The organism is Nesterenkonia sp. F, assembly GCF_000220985.1.
Taxonomy (GTDB): domain Bacteria; phylum Actinomycetota; class Actinomycetes; order Actinomycetales; family Micrococcaceae; genus Nesterenkonia.
Genome location: NZ_AFRW01000134.1, coordinates 1 through 17,182 on the forward strand (window position 1 = coordinate 1; position 17,182 = coordinate 17,182).

Genomic DNA, 17,182 nt, shown 5'->3' on the forward strand with positions numbered 1-17,182 from the left:
CGCAGGATCACCGTGATGCAGCGTGGTGATCCTGCGAAGACTCGGGGATCCTCGCCAGCGGAGCTCGCAGCCTCGGGACCGCCTCAGCACCTCAGCACCTCATCACCACGCCCGGCCCCGGACACGACTGTGGGGCCGCCCCGGACGGGACGGCCCCACAGTTCCACGCGTCGGAGCGGGTCGGCGGGTCAGCCGGTGGTCGACTCGCTGGCGGGCTCGTCGGAGGAGCCGCCGGAGGAGTCGCTCGACGAGTCATCCGAGGAGTCATCCGAGGAGCTGCCGCTCTCCAGAGCGGCCTGCTCCTCGGCGCCCTCGAGCCGCTCCTGCGGCTGGTGCCAGTCGAAGGTCAGCTCGCGGTCCTCGCCGGAGCCCGTCACACCGATGGTGATGGCCGCACCGTGCGGGATCTCGCCGAAGAGGATCCGCTCGGAGAGCTGGTCCTCGATCAGCGACTGGATCGTGCGCCGCAGCGGGCGGGCGCCCATCGAGGGATCGTAGCCCCGCTCGGCCAGGAACGTGCGGGCGTCCTGGGTGACGTCCAGGCTCATCGCCTGCTCGGAGAGCCGGTCGCGCAGCTGATTCACGAAGAGGTCGACGATCTTGACGATCTCGGACTGCTCCAGCTGCGGGAAGACGATGGTGTCGTCCACACGGTTCAGGAACTCCGGGCGGAAGTGCTGGCGCAGCTCCTGGCTGACCTTGCCCTTCATGCGCTCGTAGTTCGTGGTGGTGTCCGACGACGACTGGAAGCCGGTCATCACGCTCTTCGAGATCTCGCCGGTGCCGAGGTTCGTGGTCATGATGATCACGGTGTTCTTGAAGTCCACCTGGCGGCCCTGCGAGTCGCTGAGCCGGCCGTCCTCGAGGATCTGCAGCAGCGAGTTGAACAGGTCGGCGTGGGCCTTCTCGACCTCGTCGAAGAGCACCACGGAGAACGGACGACGCCGGACCTTCTCGGTCAGCTGACCGCCCTCCTCGTAGCCGACGTAGCCCGGAGGTGCGCCGAAGAGCCGGGAGACGGTGTGCTTCTCCGAGTACTCCGACATGTCCAGGGTGATCAGCGCGTCCTCGTCGCCGAAGAGGAACTCGGCCAGCGTCTTGGCCAGCTCCGTCTTGCCGACGCCGGTGGGGCCGGCGAAGATGAACGAGCCCGAGGGGCGGTTCGGGTCCTTCAGCCCCGCACGGGTGCGGCGGATCGCCCGGGAGAGGGACTTGATGGCCTCCTCCTGGCCGATGACGCGCTTGTGGAGCTCCTCCTCCATGCGCTTGAGCCGGTCGGACTCCTGCTCGGTGAGCTTGAAGACCGGGATGCCGGTGGAGAAGGCCAGCACCTCGGCGACGAGGTCGGCGTCGACCTCGGCGATCTCATCCATGGAGCCGGACTTCCACTCCTCCTCCTTGCGCTCCCGCTCCTCGACGAGCCGCTGCTCCTTGTCCCGCAGCGAGGCGGCGCCCTCGAAGTCCTGGGCGTCGATGGCGGCTTCCTTCTCCCGCCGGACGTCCTCGATCTGGGCGTCGTACTCCTTCAGCTCCGGCGGGGCCGTCATCCGCTGGATGCGCAGCCGGGCGCCGGCCTCGTCGATCAGGTCGATCGCCTTGTCCGGCAGGAAGCGGTCGTTGATGTAGCGGTTCGCCAGCGACGAGGCGGCCTCCAGGGCCTCCTCGGTGATGGACACCTTGTGGTGGGCCTCGTAGCGGTCGCGCAGTCCCCGCAGGATCTGCGTGGTGATCTCGACCGAGGGCTCCTCCACCTGGATCGGCTGGAACCGGCGCTCCAGCGCGGCGTCCTTCTCGATGTGCTTGCGGTACTCGTCCATCGTCGTCGCACCGATGGTCTGCAGCTCGCCGCGGGCCAGCATCGGCTTGAGGATGTTCGCCGCGTCTATCGCGCCTTCGGCCGCTCCGGCGCCGACGAGCGTGTGGATCTCGTCGATGAACAGGATGATGTCGCCGCGGGTCTTGATCTCCTTGAGGACCTTCTTCAGCCGCTCCTCGAAGTCTCCGCGGTACCGGGAGCCGGCGACCAGCGAGCCGAGGTCGAGGGTGTAGAGCTGCTTGTCCCGCAGGATCTCCGGCACGTCGCCGGCGACGATGGCCTGCGCCAGGCCCTCGACGACGGCGGTCTTGCCGACGCCGGGCTCGCCGATGAGCACGGGGTTGTTCTTCGTGCGGCGGGAGAGCACCTGCATCACGCGCTCGCGCTCGTAGTCGCGGCCGACCACCGGGTCCAGCTGCGCCTCGCGCGCGGCGGCGGTGAGGTTGCGGCCGAACTGGTCCAGGACCACCGACCCGGCGGGAGTGCCCTCGCCGGTGCTCTGCCCGACGCCGGCGCCGGCCTTGTCCTGGCCTCCGCCGCCCTGGTATCCGGACAGCAGCTGGATGACCTGCTGGCGGACCTTGTTCAGGTCGGCGTTCAGCTCCACCAGGACCTGGGCGGCGACGCCCTCGCCCTCGCGGATCAGGCCGAGGAGGATGTGCTCGGTGCCGATGTAGTTGTGGCCCAGCTGCAGCGCCTCGCGCAGCGACAGCTCCAGGACCTTCTTCGCGCGCGGGGTGAACGGGATGTGCCCGCTGGGCGCGTTCTGACCCGGCCCGATCTTCTCCTGGACCTTCTCGCGGACGCCGCCCAGCGAGATGTCCAGCGACTCGAGGGCCTTCGCGGCGACGCCCTCGCCCTCATGGATGAGGCCGAGCAGGATGTGCTCGGTGCCGATGTAGTTGTGGTTGAGCATGCGGGCCTCTTCCTGGGCCAGCACAACCACACGCCGTGCGCGGTCGGTGAATCTCTCGAACATGGCCAATGACACTCCTCGCGTTGATGCTCACCCCCGATGCTACGGGGGTCGCCCCGCCGCGCGGGGGCCTGTTCGCCACCGGGGAAAGTCCGAGGACGTTCAGGAGGGCGACGACGCCGTCTCCGACGCGGTCCGCACCCGCGTCCGCGCGGACTGCGCGACCAGCGCGCCCGTCAGGCAGAGGCCGACGGTCACGAGCCACCACGGCCCCGACCCGAGCCCGGAGCCGACGAGCAGATCCAGCAGCAGCACCAGCACCCCGGCGAGCGACAGCGCGCCCCCGACGGCCCAGCGACCCCGGTGCGTGACCATGCTCCGGGTGGTCTCCCTGCTCGACGTCCTCTCCATGCCGTCCTCCCCTCTCGAGACGTGCGATCCGCTCCACGATGCGACGCCCACACAGTATCCACGACCATGACGGGCGTGGAACCTCCCCGGCCCGACGCCGCCCGCGTGCGGTGGCCGGAGTCCCAGACTGATGCGCTACCCTCGCCCGATACGTGACCCACGCCACCGACCGCTGATCACCGACCGCCGCCCAGGAGGACCGCACCATGGAGCACCGCCCCGCCGAGCCGCCCGGCGACGCGCCGTCGTCGCCCGCCGCCGGAGCGTCCGGCGCGGACGCCGGCCGGCCGACCTGGAAGATCATCGGCCCGGGTCTGGTGGTGGCGGCCACCGGCGTCGGCGCCGCGGACCTGGTCGCCACGCTGGCCGCAGGCTCGAACTACGGCTACGGACTGTTCTGGGCGCTGGTGCTCGGCGTGATCCTGAAGATCGTGCTGGTCGAAGGAGCCGGCCGCTACACGCTGGCCACCGGGCGGACCATCTTCGAAGGCTGGCGCGCGCTGGGCCGCTGGACGGTCTGGTACTTCGGCCCCTACATCATCATCTGGGGCTTCGTGTACGGAGCCACGGCGATGTCGACGACGGCGCTGCCGCTGGCCGCGCTCTTCCCGGCGGTGCCGCTGCCGGTCTTCGCCGTCGGCACCGCGGTGCTGGCCTTCCTGCTGGTCTGGTTCAACCGCTACGCGGTGTTCGAGAAGATCACCGCGACGCTGGTGGGACTGATGTTCCTGATCATCGTCGGCCTGGCGATCATCGCGGTGCCGGACGTTCCGGCGATGCTCGCCGGGCTGGTGCCGACCATCCCCGACGGCGGGCTGTTCTACACGCTGGCGCTGGCCGGCGGCGTCGGCGGCACGATCACGCTGGCCGCCTACGGCTACTGGCTGCGCGAGAAGGGCTGGATCACCCCGCGGTGGATGCGTGTGATGCGGATCGACAACACGATGGCCTACGTGCTGATCGGGGTGTTCGTCGCCTCGATGATGGTCGTCGGCGTGGAGGTCGTCTCCGCGGCCGGCGTCGCCGTCTCCGCCGACTCGCAGGACCTCCTGGCCCTGGACTCCGTGCTCGCCGAGCGCTACGGCCGGTTCGTGGGCACACTGTTCCTCTGGGGCTTCTTCGCCGCGGCGTTCTCCTCGATGCTCGGCGTGTGGAACGGCGTCTCGCTGATGTTCGCCGACTTCTGGGCGCACAGCCGCGGCAAGGACGCCGAGCACCCGGACGCGCGGCTGAACGGGAAGTACTTCCGCTTCTACCTGGTCTGGCTGACCTTCCCGCCGATGCTGCTGCTGGTCGCCGGCAGACCGATCTTCCTGGTGCTGCTCTACGGCGCGCTGGGGTCGCTGTTCATGCCGTTCCTGGCGATCACCCTGCTGGCCCTGCTGAACTCCTCGCGCTTCGGCACGCCGCGCCGGTGGCGGAACCGCTGGCACACCAACGCCGCCCTGGGGCTGACCGCGCTGCTCTTCATCGTGCTGGGCGTGCAGAAGCTGGTCGACACGATCCTCGGCGCCGTCGGCTGACCGCAGGAGCTCCCCGGACATCGGTCGTGGCCGACGACGCCGGGGCGGGGCGCGGGGACCGAGCCGCACTGCCCCGCACCGCCCCGCACCGCCCCGCACCGCCCCGCACCGCCCCGGCCGGCTCAGCCCGGAAGCACCGACGGCGCGCCGGTGAGCGCCTCGCGCGCCGAGGACCAGGAGGCCAGCGCCGCGCGGACGTCGTCGCGAGCCTCGGCCTCGACGGCCTTCGCCAGCGCCCGCTCGAGGATCTCGTCGACCATCACCCGACCGCGCCGCGCCGAGGACTCGACGGCGGCCTCGACCATCACCAGGCTCAGCACGTTGCCGTGGACCTCCCCCATCGGCGTCGGCCCGCCGTCGAGCGCCTCGAGGAAGGCCGCCAGCGACCCGGCGATGCCCTCGCCCACGGCCGACCGCGCCGGCGTCGCCGGGTCCTCCGCATCCTCGGCGGTCCGGCCGCCCCGCACGTCCTCGACCTGCGGATCGGAGTCGCCGTCCCAGAGCGCGGTGCCGTGCTCGGCGGAGAGCCGCCAGGAGCCGTTCCACGAGGTCTCCCGCCCGGGGCTGCACCAGCTGCCGGTGTAGACGAAGCGCGCCCCGCCGGTCATCTCGAAGAGCGCCGTGGCGGCCGCGTCGCCGGCGTACCAGCTCCAGGGCGGGTTGTGCTCCTCGCAGTAGACCGAGACCGGCTCGGCGTCGAGCACCAGCCGGGCGGCGTCGAAGGGGTGGATGGCCATGTCGACCAGCAGCGGATGCGCCATCTGCTCGCGAAACCCACCGAAGCGCGGCGCCTTGAAGAACTCGGTGGACAGCACCCCGGCCGCCCCGAGGGCCCGGGCGTGGTCGCGCAGCCGGAAGAGCTGCGGATTGAACCGCCGGGACTGGCTGACCATGAACAGCCGCCCGGTGACCTCGGAGGCCGCCGCCAGAGACAGCGCCTCCGGCACGGTCGCCGCGGCGGGCTTCTCGCCGAGCACCGGATAGCCGGCGACCAGCGCGTCGGTGGTGACGCGGTGGTGCGCGGCGGGCACGGTGACGTCGACGACGGCGTCGGCGGCGGTCCGGTCGGCGAGTGCGACCACGTCGTCGCCCACCGGCACCTGCGGGGCCCCGGCGGCGGCCAGCGCGGCGCGGGCGGCCTCGAGGTCGAGGTCGACGACGCCGACCAGCTCGGCCCGCGGCTCGGCCAGGATGGTCTCCAGCCAGGCCCGGCCCATGCCGCCGGCGCCGACCAGCAGCAGCCGCTGCGGCGCCGAGCCCGCAGGACGGCCCGCAGGACGGCCCGCAGCATCGCCGGCGGGCTGCGAGGAGGACTCGGTCTGGTGCGGAGGCATGCCGGTCACCGGGCACCTCCCGCCTGCTGCGCTGCGTCGTCGAGCGGGCCCTGGTAGCCGTGCCCGGTGTAGAAGTCCTCGGTCTCGAAGCGCAGCAGCTGCGGGCTGGTGCGCTCCGGCCGATCGGTGACCGCCCATTCCGCGGCGTTGGCGATGATCCGCCGCACCCCGGGGTGGAAGTAGGTCGGATAGTCCTGGTCGCCGGGGCGGAAGTAGAAGATCCGTCCGTAGCCCCGGCGATAGGTCATTCCGGAGCGGAAGACCTCGCCGCCGGAGAAGCTGGAGAGGAAGATCAGCTCGTCGGGAGCCGGGACGTCGAAGTGCTCGCCGTACATCTCGTCCTCCTCGATGATCATCGGATGCGGCACCCCGCGGGCGATCGGGTGGGTCGGGTCCACCGTCCACAGCAGCTCGCGGTCGTGCTCGGTGCGCCAGCGCAGCGTGCAGCTGGTGCCCATGAGCCTCATGAAGATCTTCGACCAGTGCCCGGAGTGCAGCACGATCAGGCCCATACCCTCCAGCACGTGGCGATGGACGCGCTCGACGACGGCGTCGTCGACCTCCTCATGGGCGGCATGCCCCCACCAGGTGAGCACGTCGGTGCTCCGCAGCACCTCCTCGGTCAGCCCGTGCTCGGGATCGTCCAGCGTGGCGGTGCGGATCTCGGCGGTCTCGCCCAGGTGCTCGCGGAGGCCGGCGGCGACGGCGCCGTGCATCCCGTCGGGATAGCGCGCGGCCACCTCGGGCTCGACCTGCTCGTGGCGGTTCTCGCCCCAGACGGTGACCCGGACGGGTCGGGCGAACACCGTCCGCGGAGACGGCATCTCCGCAGCGGCGGGCTGGTTCTCGGCGGTCTCGGTCATCGATCGGTCCTCCCGTGGGATGGGGTGCGGGGTGCAGGGGTCGGGCCGGCGGCGGACGGCGGCCGGGCCGCGGCGATCGGGCGGCGCGGCGTCTCCGCTCATTTCACGGCACCGCCGGTGGCGCCGGCGGCGACGTACTTCTGGGCGATGAGCAGCAGCACCACCGCCGGGATGGAGGCCAGCACGGCGGTGGCCATCACCGAGCTCCAGTCGGCCACATAGGCGCCCAGGTAGTTGTAGATGCCCAGGGTCACCGGCCGGACCTCCTCGGTGGTGGTCAGCGTCAGCGCGAAGAGGAAGTCGCTCCAGGTGAACAGGAAGGTGAACAGCCCCGCGGTGATCAGCGCGTTGCGGCTGATCGGCAGCACCACGGCGACGAACGCCCGCACCGGCCCGGCGCCGTCGACCATCGCGGCCTCGACGACGGCGTCGGGCAGCGACTCCATCAGCGCCCGGCAGATCAGGATCGCGAAGGGGATGCCCGCCGAGGAGTCGGCCAGGATCAGCCCGGGGATCGAGTTCAGCAGTCCCAGATCGGCATAGGCGCTGTAGAGGGCGTTGGAGATGACGATGCCCGGGATCATCTGGCTGATCAGCACCGCGAAGAGCACCCAGTTCGCCCAGCGGATGCGGAAGCGGGCCAGCGCGTAGGCCGCCGGCACCGCGATCGCCAGCGAGAGCACCACGCTGCCCAGGGCCACGGTGAGGCTGGTCAGCAGGTTGTCCCCCTGCTCGGCCAGCGCGGTCCGGTAGCCGGCCAGGTCGGGCTCCAGCGGGAACCAGCCGGTGTCCACGGTGGCCCCGCCGGGCTGGAGCGAGGCGTTGATCATCCAATAGATCGGAAAGAGCAGCACGGCCAGGATGAGCACACCCAGCACAGTGTGCAGCAGCGGATGCTTGACGGTCTTCATGCGGAACTCCTCACGGGTGCGCTCACTCGTCGACGGCGCGGCGGTTCAGCCGCAGGTAGATCACGGCGAAGAGCAGCGCCAGCACGATGAGCATGTTGCTCACCGCCGCGCCCTGGCCGAAGTCGAAGGTGGTGAACGAGAGCTGGTAGGCCTGCGTGGACAGGATCTGCGTGGCGTTCGCCGGTCCTCCGCCGGTGAGGCCGAGGATCACGTCGAGCACCTTGAGCGTGTAGACGACGCCGAGGACCAGCACCACCGAGACCACCGGGCGCAGCATCGGCCAGGTGATGTGCCGGAAGGCGTGCCACCGGGAGGCGCCGTCGATGCTGGCCGCCTCGTAGAGCTCCTCCGGGATGCCCTGGAGGCCTCCGTGCAGGATCACCGCGTTGAACGGGATGCCGATCCAGATGTTCACCATGATCACGGTGAACAGCGCCAGATCGGGGCTGGAGAGCCAGGGGATGCCGGAGTCGACGATCCCGGTGTTCATCAGCAGTCGGTTCAGCGCGCCGGTCTCGGTGTCCAGCAGCCACTTCCACACCGCGCTGGCCACGATCAGCGGGATCAGCCAGGGCAGCAGGAGCAGCGAGCGCAGCACCCCGGCGAGCGGGAAGCGCCGCCGGAAGAACAGCGCCAGGCCCAGCCCCAGCAGGAACTGGCCGGCGATGGAGCCGATCGTGAAGATGATCGTGTTCATCAGCGCGGTGCCGAACAGCGGACCGGTGATCACCGCGACGTAGTTGCTCCAGCCGACCCAGGGGGCCTCGCCGGTGAAGAAGGTGGAGATCGTGTAGTCCTGGAACCCCATGATGATGTTCTTCACCAGCGGATAGCCGAAGAACAGCGCCATATAGGCGATCGCCGGGCCCAGGAAGAGCAGCGTGATCAGCCGTTGCCGGGTCGGCATGCTCAGCCGCGGACGGACGACGCCGGCGCTGCGGCGGGACGCGCCGTCGTCGGCCGCCGAGGCGCCGAGGGGCGGGGCGGTCGTGGGGGCGGTGGTGGTGCTCATAGCTGCTCCTCCGCTCGGGCCAGTGCCTCGGCCGGGGAGGCCTGGCGGGTCAGGGCCAGCTGCACCGCGGTGTAGAGCGCAGTCGCGGCGTCGGGCCAGTCGGCACCCAGCTGAGCAGTGCGCGCCCGGGCGTCGCCGACCAGCTCGGTGAAGGTCTCCATCTCCGGACGACGCCGCAGGTACTGCTCGGCCAGCGCGGTCCGTCCCGGGACGGTGTAGCGCTCGGCGCCCATGGCCAGCTGGCTCTCGTCGGAGAAGAAGGCGGTCAGCACCTCGGCGGCGAGGCTCTCCTTGGTGCTGTCCCCGGTGGCCGGCACCGTCCAGACCTCGCCGCCCAGCGGGGCGACCGACGTCGCTCCGGCCGCGGGCACCGGGATCTCGACGACGTCGTACTCCAGCCCCTCGACGTCGGCCATGCCGGGGATCTGCCAGGGGCCGTTGACCATCATCGCCGCCCGTCCGGCGACGAACTGGTCCTTGACCTCGACCTGGCCCCAGTTGACCACCGAGGGCGAGGCCGAACCGTCGGCGACGAGGTCCTGCAGCAGCCCCAGCGCCTCCGCGGCGGGCCGGGAGTCGATCGCCGTCTCGTCGGCCCCGGAGGACCAGAAGAACGGCAGGAACTGCCAGGTGCCCTCATAGTCCGCGCTGGCGCAGAACGCGATGCCGTGGCGACCGTCGCCGGTCAGCGCGGCGGCGGCCTCGCGCAGCTCCTCCCAGGTGGTGGGCGGCTCGACGCCGGCCTCGTCCAGGGCGCGCACGTCGTAGAACAGCGCGATGGTGTTGACCGTCGGCGCCAGCCCGTAGATCTGGCCGTCATACGTGCAGGCGTCGAGGATGCCCTCGGCATAGCCGTCGGTGGGGATGCCCAGCTCGCCGAAGGGCCGCAGCGCCGTGGTCGCGGCGATCTGCTGCAGATTGGGGTTGTCCAGCATCAGGATGTCGGGCAGCGTCCCGGAGGAGCCCTGCTGCAGGACCTTCTGGATCAGCGCGCTGCCGTCCACGGAGACGCGCTCGAGCTCGACGCCGACGGCGTCGGCGGCCTTCGTCAGCGCGTCGCCGATGAACGTGCTGTCCGGCTCGTTCCCGTAGGAGTCGAGCACGCGCAGCACGCCCGGGGCGGCGTCGGCGCCGCGGCCGCACCCGGCGAGCAGCCCGGCCAGCGGCGCGGCGAGTCCCGCGGCGGTGAACGCGCGGCGGGAGATCGGTGGGCCCGGCTCACGGCCGGGGGCGGCACGGCGGGGACCCGCCGGCGACGACATCTGCGGCATCGTCATCGGCGATCACCTGTCGATACGTATCGATTGCGGGCGGAATCTCATGCATCCTCCTCAGGACGATGGGTCGTGGCCTCGGCCGGACGGGCCGGCCGAGGCGATCAGGGGGCGCCGGGCGCGGCCCCTCCGGTGGACTCGCGCCGCACGAGAGCGGCGTCGACGAGCTCGAGCCGCTCGCCCGGCGTCGCCGAGCCGTCCAGCAGCGCGAAGATCCGCTCCGTGGCCCGACGCGAGACGTCGCGCGGCTGGGTGGAGACCGCCGTCAGCGGCACGGCCTGCTCCTCCGCCTCGGCCTCGGTGCCCAGAGCGACGACGTCGACGTCGCCCCCGGGACGCAGCCCGCGGGCGGCCATCGCGCGCATCGCCGCCGGCACGGCGCTGGCGAGCAGCACGCCGGTGCGCTCCCCGTCGCGATGCAGGCCCTGCTCGAGGACTTCGAGGAAGCTTCCCTCGACGGGAGCCCGGTGCCAGTCCACCGGCACTCGGTGCGCCGCGGCGGCCTCGCGGACCCCGCGCGAGAAGCGGTCGATGTAGTTGTAGCCCCGCTCGACCGATGCGTCGCTCCAGCCGAGCACGCAGATCCGGCGATTCCCGAGAGAGACCAGCTCGTCGACCAGCAGGCGCCCGCCGGCGGCGAAGTCGAAGTCGATGCAGTCAAGCCCCGCAGGATCCTCCGGGACGCCGATGAACATCACCGGGAAGTCCAGGTCCCGCGCGGCCTCGGCACGCTCGTCCTGGGAGGCGACCTGCATGACCAGCGCGGCGTCGCAGACCGAGCCGCCGGTCAGCCGGCGCAGCCCCTCGACCCCCTCCTCCGCGGTCACCAGCAGCACGTCGCTGCCGTGCTGGCGCGCGGCGACGACGAACTCCTCGACGAAGGACATCAGCGACTGGGCGCCGACGGCGGAGACGAAGGGCATGACCACCGCGATGGTGCCGGTGCGACTGCCGGCCAGCGAGCGGGCGCCGACGTGCGGCTGGTAGTCCAGCGCCGCCATCGCCTCCTCCACACGGCGCAGCGTGTCGGCGGAGATCGAGCGCTTGCCCGACATCACGTAGGAGACCGTGCTCTGCGAGACCCCGGCACGGCGCGCGACGTCCTTGCTCGTCGGGCCGCGGCGGGCCGTGCGGCTGCTCGCCATGCCTGGCCTCCTCGTCCATCCGTCGGTCAGGGGGAGGACGACCGATGCCGGCCGCTCCCCGATCATGCCGCGCCGGGCCGCCTCGCGGCATCCCGCAGGATGAGTCGATACGCATCGACTCCCAGCGCCGACTGTGACTCTAGCCACACATCACCGGGCGACGCAACCCCGTCACCGGCTCAGCCGTGCCCAGAGTTCGGCGTCGAAGGCCTCAGGGGCCAGCGCGGACATATGGCGCACCGCGTTGTCGAGCTTCCCGCGCCAGATCCGCACCGCGTCCTCCGCCCGCCCCTCCAGCACGGCGGCCAGCAGCCGTCGATCGTCGGCGACGATGCGCTCCGCGGCCGGGGTGTAGTCCAGCTGCAGCACGGAGATGAACATCCGCACCCGCAGCGTCAGCGCGTGGAAGCTGCGCGCCGACTGCTCCAGCCCGGAGGCGTCGGCCAGCTCCTGCTGGAACTGCAGGTCGGCCCGCTCGACGTCGGCGCCCGAGCCCTGGCGGGCCGCGGCCTCCACCGCGCCGAGGGCCAGCCGGGCCGGCAGCATCCGGTGCCGCGGCCGGGCCGCGACGCCGCGGAGCAGCACCATGCCCACGTGCAGTCGCGCGGCGTAGAGGTCGACGACGTCGGCGCCGGTCACCGCCGGCACGCTGAATCCGCCGACTCCGGAGTCCAGCAGACCGTCGTCGGCCAGTCGTCGCATCGCGGTGCGCACGGTGGCGGCGCTCAGGCCCAGCGTCGCGGCCAGCGGGCCGGCGGTGATCCGATCACCGGGGCGGTAGCCGGCGTTCATGATCTCGCGACGCAGCGCGATCGCGATCTGCTCGGTGACCGAGAGCTCTCCGTGGGGCAGCCAGCGCCCCGCCGACCGATCCCGAGCCGGCCGCGGACCCGGGGCGGGGTACTCGGGCACTCCGAGCATCTCCCCTGGTTCGTCGTTCGGCTCATCTGAGTCAGAATCCTGCTCGGTCTGCGCCGCGGCTCCGTCGCCGGAGCGACGCGACGTCCCGCGCCGCCAGTCCACCCCGTGCAGCCCGCGTCCGACGCGTGCGGCGAGCAGAGCGAGCAGATCGCCCGGCAGCGCCTCCAGGCTCGGCGCGGCGCAGTCCAGCGCCGCGGCCAGGCCCTCGAGGAAGGCCTCCCAATCGCCGCCCGGGGACCACTCGTGGACGAGGCGTCCGGCGGAGGCGCGGCCCTGCCCGGCGCCCCCGACGCCCCCGGCCTCGCCGGCATCGCCGACCTCGCCGACACCCTCCGAGCCGCCGGCCCACTGCCCGACTCCGGCCACGCGCAGCGCGGCGAGCAGGGCCGTCGCCCGCCGGTCGGCGGCAGTGCGCCGAGGCGCCGCGGCCGGAGCCTCGGCCGGACGGAACACCACCCGGATCCGCGGGAACGCGACCTGCAGCGCGGCCAGCTCCAGCGGCACGTCGCGCTCCGCAGACGCCGCAGACCCCGCAGGCCCCGCAGGCCCCGCAGACCCCGCACCGCGACGCCGCAGCCGCCGGAACGACCGGCTGACCACCGTCTGGCTCAATCCGGTCAGCTCGGCCACCCGTCGAGTGGAGAATTCCGGGGTGCCCACCCGCGACCCGGCGGTGGCCAGCACGCTGGCGACCAGATCGTCGGCGGTGTCCTGGATGCGCGGTCGCCCCACGCGTCCGCCGCCCGTTCCGGTGCCCATCATCCCTCCATTCTGACTCAGATCGATGCTTCGCGGGCGTCCGGCGCTTCCCCGCCCTCCGGCAGGGCGCGCAGACTGACGGTGAGACCTGTCACATCGATCACGCCACCTGCGAGGACGCCGCCATGTCGACCGAGACCACCCCGCCCGCCGCCGCAGAGCACCCCGCCCCCGAAGCCGTGGAGGCCGAGCTGTCCCGGCTCGGCGACGCCGCCGTCGAGAAGGTCACCACCTGGCTGGAGAACACCGGCACCGCCGACGCGGCCTCCCACGCCTCGGCCGAGCGGCTCTCCGCCGTGCTCTCCCACCCGCGGGGACTGGACTTCACCGTCGGCTTCGTCGACCGCGTCATCCGCACCGAGGACACCCGCGCGGCCGCCGACGCGCTGGCCGAGCTCTCGGAGCTCGCCCCCGACACGCTGTCCCGGCTGGACCGCGCCCAGATCACCGCCGGCTCCTTCCTGGGCCGCGTGCTGCCGAACGTCGTGGTGCCCGCCGCCCGTGCGAGGATGCGCTCGATGGTCGGCCACATGGTCGTCGACGCCCGCGAGAAGCAGTTCGGCCGCGCCGTCGAGCGGCTCACCGCCGGCGGACACCGACTGAACATCAACCTGCTCGGCGAGGCCGTGCTCGGCGAGTCGGAGGCGCAGAAGCACCTGGAGGACTCGGTGCGGCTGCTGCGCCGCGACGACGTCGACTACGTCTCCATCAAGGTCTCCTCGATCGCCTCCCAGCTGTCCATGTGGGGCTTCGAGGAGACCGTCGAGCGCGTCGTCGAGCGGCTGACCCCGGTCTACCGGGAGGCCGCCGAGGCCGAGGCGGGCACGAAGTTCATCAACCTGGACATGGAGGAGTACCGTGACCTCCACCTGACCATGGAGGTCTTCACCCGGCTGCTCTCCCGGCCCGAGCTGAAGCACCTGGAGGCCGGCATCGTGCTGCAGGCCTACCTGCCCGACGCACTGTCGGCGATGCAGCGGCTCTCGGCCTTCGCCGCCGACCGGGTCGCCGCGGGCGGCGCCGGCATCAAGGTCCGCCTGGTCAAGGGCGCGAACCTGGCCATGGAGACCGTCCACGCGGAGATCGCCGGCTGGCCGCGGGCCACCTGCGAGTCCAAGGAGGCCAGCGACGCGAACTACAAGCTGGTGATGCACTGGCTCTTCACCCGCGAGCGCATGGCCGGGCTGCGCCTGGGCGTCGCCGGGCACAATCTCTTCGACCTGGCCTTCGCCCACCTGCTCGGCGTCGAGCGCGGCGTGTCCGACCGGCTGGAGTTCGAGATGCTGCAGGGCATGGCCGCGGACCAGGCGGAGGCGGTCAGCTCCGACGTCGGCCAGCTGCTGCTCTACGTGCCGGCCGTCGCCCCGGCGGAGTTCGACGTCGCCATCTCCTACCTGGTGCGCCGGCTGGAGGAGAACGCCTCCAGCGAGAACTTCATGTCCGGGATCTTCGACCTCGAGCCCGGCAGCGAGGTCTTCCACCGCGAGGCCGGCCGCTTCCGCTCCTCGCTGCAGACGCTGCGCGGGATCCTGGAGGCCGACGGCCACACCCCGCCCGCGCCGCAGCACCGCCAGGACCGGCTGGCCGAGGAGGCGGTCTCCGGCGAGACGGTGACCAACGTCGAGGCCGACGTCGAGGTCCACGTCGACGACGCCGCCGCGCCCGCAGGCGCCGGCGTCTCCGCCGCCGAGGACGTCCCGGCCTTCGCCAACGAGCCCGACACCGATCCGTCGCTGCCGGCCAACCAGGAGTGGGCCCGCCGGGCGCTGGACGCCGCCGCACAGCCGGGCTGGCTGGACTCCCAGCCGGTGCCTCAGGCGCTCGAGTCCGCTGCCGCCGTCGACGCGCTGACCGCGACCGCCCGCGAGGCCGCCGCCGCGTGGGCCGCCCGCCCCGCCGCCGAGCGGGCGCGGATCCTGTACCGCGCCGCCGACATCCTGGCCGCCCGCCGCGGGCACCTGGTCTCGCTGGCCGCCGCCGAGGTCGGCAAGTCCGTCGCCCAGTCCGACCCCGAGGTCTCCGAGGCCATCGACTTCGCCCGCTACTACGCCCACCGGGCGCTGGAGCTGGAGCAGGTCGAGCTGGCCGAGTTCGCCCCGGACCGGCTGGTGCTGGTCACCCCGCCGTGGAACTTCCCGCTGGCGATCCCGCTGGGTTCGACGGTCGCCGCGCTGGCCGCCGGTGCGGCGGTGATCCACAAGCCCTCGACGCCGACGCCGCACTGCTCGCAGGCGCTGCTCGAGGCGCTCTGGGAGGCCGGCGTCCCGCGCGAGGTCCTCCACGGGGTCTTCCCCGACGAGTCGGAGGTGGGCCGACACCTGGTCAGCCACCCCGACGTCGACCGGGTGATCCTCACCGGCGCCTCCGAGACCGCGGCGATGTTCCGCTCCTGGAAGCCGGAGCTGCAGATCAACGCCGAGACCTCGGGCAAGAACGCGCTGATCGTCACCCCGGCCGCCGACCGCGACCTCGCCGTCCAGGACCTGGTGACCTCGGCCTTCGGCCACGCCGGGCAGAAGTGCTCGGCGGCCTCGCTGGGCATCCTGGTCGGTTCCGTCCACGACTCCGAGCGGTTCCGCCGCCAGCTGGTGGACGCGGCGTCGTCGATGGTCGTCGACTGGCCGACCACGCTCTCGGCGACCGTGGGGCCGCTGACCGAGCAGCCCAGCCAGAAGCTGCACCGCGCGCTGACCACGCTGGAGCCGGGAGAATCCTGGCTGCTGGAGCCGAAGCCCCTCGACGACACCGGCCGGCTGTGGTCGCCCGGGATCAAGGAGGGCGTCGCCCCGGACTCCTTCTTCCACCGCACCGAGGTCTTCGGCCCGGTGCTGGGACTGATGCGCGCGAGGGACCTGGACGAGGCGGTCGGCCTGCAGAACGCGGTGGACTACGGGCTCACCGGCGGCATCCATTCGCTGGACCCGCGCGAGGTCCGCAGCTGGCTGGACGCCGTCGAGGTGGGCAACGCCTACGTCAATCGCGGCATCACCGGCGCGATCGTCCAGCGCCAGTCCTTCGGCGGATGGAAGAAGTCCTCCGTCGGGCTGGGCTCGAAGGCCGGCGGGCCGAACTACCTGATGCTCTTCGGCCGGTGGTCGGAGTCCGCCGACGTCGCCGCGATCGCCGCCGGCGCCCCGGAGACGCCGACGGTGGCCTCCGGTGCGGCGGCCGCCGTCCTGGGCGCGATCGCCGACCAGCGGCTGCTCGGCGAGCAGGAGCTGGCCTGGCTGCGCGCCGCCGTCGACGACGACGCGCACTGGGTCGCCCGCGAGTTCGGCGTCGGGAACGACCGCACCGGGCTGGAGGCCGAGGCGAACGTCTTCCGCTACTGGCCCGAGGCCGGGCTGCTGCGCGTGGGCGCCGACGCCGAGGCCCGCCAGGTGGCCCGCACGCTGGCCGCCGCGGCCGCCGTCGGCGCCGAGGTCGCCGTCTCCCACGACCCGGAGGTCGGCGAGGACGCGAAGACGCTGATCGAGGCCCTGGCCGGGGAGCTGGGGCTGACGGTCCGCCCGGAGGACGAGCAGGCCTTCGCCGCCGCGCTGGCCGCCGGCGAGCACGACACCGGCGTCGGCGTGCGGGTGCGGGTGCTGGGCACGCTGGGCGCCGCAGTGCGCGAGCGGCTGGCCCCGCGCCCGGAGGTCGCCCTGCTCGACGATGCGGTGACCGCCTCCGGCCGCGTGGAGCTGCGCCACTGGGTCAAGGAGCAGGCGGTGTCGATGACGCTGCACCGCTTCGGCAACCCCAGCCCGGCGTTCCACGAGCTGGCCGCCGAGCTGCGGGACTGACCGGCGGGACTCAGCCGCGGTCGCGGGGATCCTCGGGCGAGGATCCCCCGACCGCGCCGCTGCGGGTGGTCAGCACCAGGGGCACGATGACCCCTCCCAGGGCGACGGCGCTGAGCAGCGCGGCGACGGTGGGCTGACCCGTCGCCCAGCGGGCGACGAGTCCGGCGAGCACCAGCACCACCACGGCGACGAGCACCCAGGAGCCGCCGGGGAGACGCTCGAGCTTCTCGCGCTGGCCCGGCGCTCGGTGCAGATACACCGCCAGGGCGAGGCAGGCCAGCGGCAGCACGACGCCGACGAGGGTCGAGCCGCCGGCCAGCGCCTCGGCGCCGGCGCCGAGCCCGCCGACGATCAGGGCGAGCAGCCAGGCGGAGGCGGGTGTGATCAGGGGTCCGGACATGGACCCAGCCTATCGGCCGCGCACACGGCTCGGCCCGGTCCGCAGCTGAGGCGGACCGGGCCGGGCCGTCGAAGCGCCCGTCAGGCGCGGGAAGGGAGCCTGCTCAGCGCTT

12 protein-coding genes are annotated in these 17,182 nt (G+C 72.5%); 2 read left to right on the plus strand and 10 right to left on the minus strand.

All coding sequences use genetic code 11. The features are described from left to right. Nucleotides 1-188: 188 nt before the first annotated feature. Together GU5_RS0112600 and GU5_RS0112605 are read right to left on the minus strand one after the other, a co-directional pair. The gene (locus tag GU5_RS0112600) at nt 189-2,795 is read right to left on the minus strand and encodes an ATP-dependent Clp protease ATP-binding subunit (RefSeq protein ID WP_010525930.1); all 2,607 of its coding nucleotides are present in this window, start codon (nt 2,793-2,795) and stop codon (nt 189-191) included. 99 nt (nt 2,796-2,894) lie between these two features. Beyond that, nucleotides 2,895-3,143 (minus strand): hypothetical protein, encoded by a 249-nt coding sequence (locus GU5_RS0112605; RefSeq protein WP_010525931.1) that lies wholly within the window; start codon nt 3,141-3,143, stop codon nt 2,895-2,897. Between the two features lie 206 nt (nt 3,144-3,349). Here GU5_RS0112605 and GU5_RS0112610 point away from each other — a divergent pair, with 206 nt between their 5' ends. Then, nucleotides 3,350-4,666, plus strand: coding sequence for an Nramp family divalent metal transporter (locus tag GU5_RS0112610; protein ID WP_010525932.1), 1,317 nt, complete (start codon nt 3,350-3,352; stop codon nt 4,664-4,666). A 122-nt stretch (nt 4,667-4,788) separates the two neighbouring features. Here GU5_RS0112610 and GU5_RS0112615 read toward each other — a convergent pair whose 3' ends face one another. The 7 genes from GU5_RS0112615 to GU5_RS17120 all read right to left on the minus strand — a co-directional run bounded on the left by GU5_RS0112615 (nt 4,789) and on the right by GU5_RS17120 (nt 12,888). Then, on the minus strand, nt 4,789-6,009 hold the full coding sequence (locus GU5_RS0112615) for a Gfo/Idh/MocA family protein (protein ID WP_010525933.1): 1,221 nt from the start codon (nt 6,007-6,009) through the stop codon (nt 4,789-4,791). Then, nucleotides 6,006-6,824, minus strand: a complete 819-nt coding sequence (locus GU5_RS0112620; RefSeq protein WP_033228305.1) for a ThuA domain-containing protein — start codon at nt 6,822-6,824, stop codon at nt 6,006-6,008. Before GU5_RS0112620 ends, GU5_RS0112615 begins: the two co-directional genes overlap by 4 nt. A 137-nt stretch (nt 6,825-6,961) precedes the next feature. Next, a complete protein-coding gene (locus GU5_RS0112625) occupies nt 6,962-7,774 on the minus strand; it encodes a carbohydrate ABC transporter permease (protein ID WP_010525935.1) in 813 nt (270 codons plus the stop codon). A 22-nt stretch (nt 7,775-7,796) separates the two neighbouring features. Next, on the minus strand, nt 7,797-8,786 hold the full coding sequence (locus tag GU5_RS0112630; protein ID WP_010525936.1) for an ABC transporter permease subunit: 990 nt from the start codon (nt 8,784-8,786) through the stop codon (nt 7,797-7,799). Beyond that, the gene (locus GU5_RS0112635) at nt 8,783-10,063 is read right to left on the minus strand and encodes a sugar ABC transporter substrate-binding protein (protein ID WP_010525937.1); all 1,281 of its coding nucleotides are present in this window, start codon (nt 10,061-10,063) and stop codon (nt 8,783-8,785) included. Before GU5_RS0112635 ends, GU5_RS0112630 begins: the two co-directional genes overlap by 4 nt. 101 nt (nt 10,064-10,164) lie before the next feature. Beyond that, on the minus strand, nt 10,165-11,205 hold the full coding sequence (locus GU5_RS0112640; RefSeq protein WP_010525938.1) for a LacI family DNA-binding transcriptional regulator: 1,041 nt from the start codon (nt 11,203-11,205) through the stop codon (nt 10,165-10,167). A 171-nt stretch (nt 11,206-11,376) separates the two neighbouring features. Then, nucleotides 11,377-12,888 carry a GntR family transcriptional regulator gene (locus GU5_RS17120; RefSeq protein ID WP_010525939.1) on the minus strand — a complete coding sequence of 504 codons (1,512 nt, stop codon included), beginning with the start codon at nt 12,886-12,888 and terminating at the stop codon, nt 11,377-11,379. Between the two features lie 122 nt (nt 12,889-13,010). On the opposite strand from GU5_RS17120, the gene GU5_RS0112650 reads away from it, so the two are divergent. Continuing rightward, nucleotides 13,011-16,670: a bifunctional proline dehydrogenase/L-glutamate gamma-semialdehyde dehydrogenase gene (locus GU5_RS0112650; protein ID WP_010525940.1), complete on the plus strand. Its 3,660-nt coding sequence runs from the start codon at nt 13,011-13,013 to the stop codon at nt 16,668-16,670. A 10-nt stretch (nt 16,671-16,680) separates the two neighbouring features. Here the strand turns inward: GU5_RS0112650 and GU5_RS0112655 are convergent, their stop codons facing one another. Beyond that, entirely contained in the window at nt 16,681-17,070 is a 390-nt protein-coding gene (locus tag GU5_RS0112655; protein ID WP_010525941.1) for a hypothetical protein, read from the minus strand. Nucleotides 17,071-17,182: the final 112 nt, after the last annotated feature.

What these genes read in the sequence shown, in the direction of transcription:
- GU5_RS0112650 (WP_010525940.1), top strand. Translation starts at nt 13,011, where the DNA reads ATGTCGACCGAGACCACCCCGCCCGCCGCCGCAGAGCACCCCGCCCCC.
- GU5_RS0112600 (WP_010525930.1), bottom strand. Translation starts at nt 2,795, where the DNA reads ATGTTCGAGAGATTCACCGACCGCGCACGGCGTGTGGTTGTGCTGGCC.
- GU5_RS0112640 (WP_010525938.1), bottom strand. Translation starts at nt 11,205, where the DNA reads ATGGCGAGCAGCCGCACGGCCCGCCGCGGCCCGACGAGCAAGGACGTC.
- GU5_RS0112620 (WP_033228305.1), bottom strand. Translation starts at nt 6,824, where the DNA reads ATGCCGTCTCCGCGGACGGTGTTCGCCCGACCCGTCCGGGTCACCGTC.
- GU5_RS0112655 (WP_010525941.1), bottom strand. Translation starts at nt 17,070, where the DNA reads ATGTCCGGACCCCTGATCACACCCGCCTCCGCCTGGCTGCTCGCCCTG.
- GU5_RS0112630 (WP_010525936.1), bottom strand. Translation starts at nt 8,786, where the DNA reads ATGAGCACCACCACCGCCCCCACGACCGCCCCGCCCCTCGGCGCCTCG.
- GU5_RS0112635 (WP_010525937.1), bottom strand. Translation starts at nt 10,063, where the DNA reads ATGACGATGCCGCAGATGTCGTCGCCGGCGGGTCCCCGCCGTGCCGCC.
- GU5_RS0112605 (WP_010525931.1), bottom strand. Translation starts at nt 3,143, where the DNA reads ATGGAGAGGACGTCGAGCAGGGAGACCACCCGGAGCATGGTCACGCAC.
- GU5_RS17120 (WP_010525939.1), bottom strand. Translation starts at nt 12,888, where the DNA reads ATGATGGGCACCGGAACGGGCGGCGGACGCGTGGGGCGACCGCGCATC.
- GU5_RS0112625 (WP_010525935.1), bottom strand. Translation starts at nt 7,774, where the DNA reads ATGAAGACCGTCAAGCATCCGCTGCTGCACACTGTGCTGGGTGTGCTC.
- GU5_RS0112610 (WP_010525932.1), top strand. Translation starts at nt 3,350, where the DNA reads ATGGAGCACCGCCCCGCCGAGCCGCCCGGCGACGCGCCGTCGTCGCCC.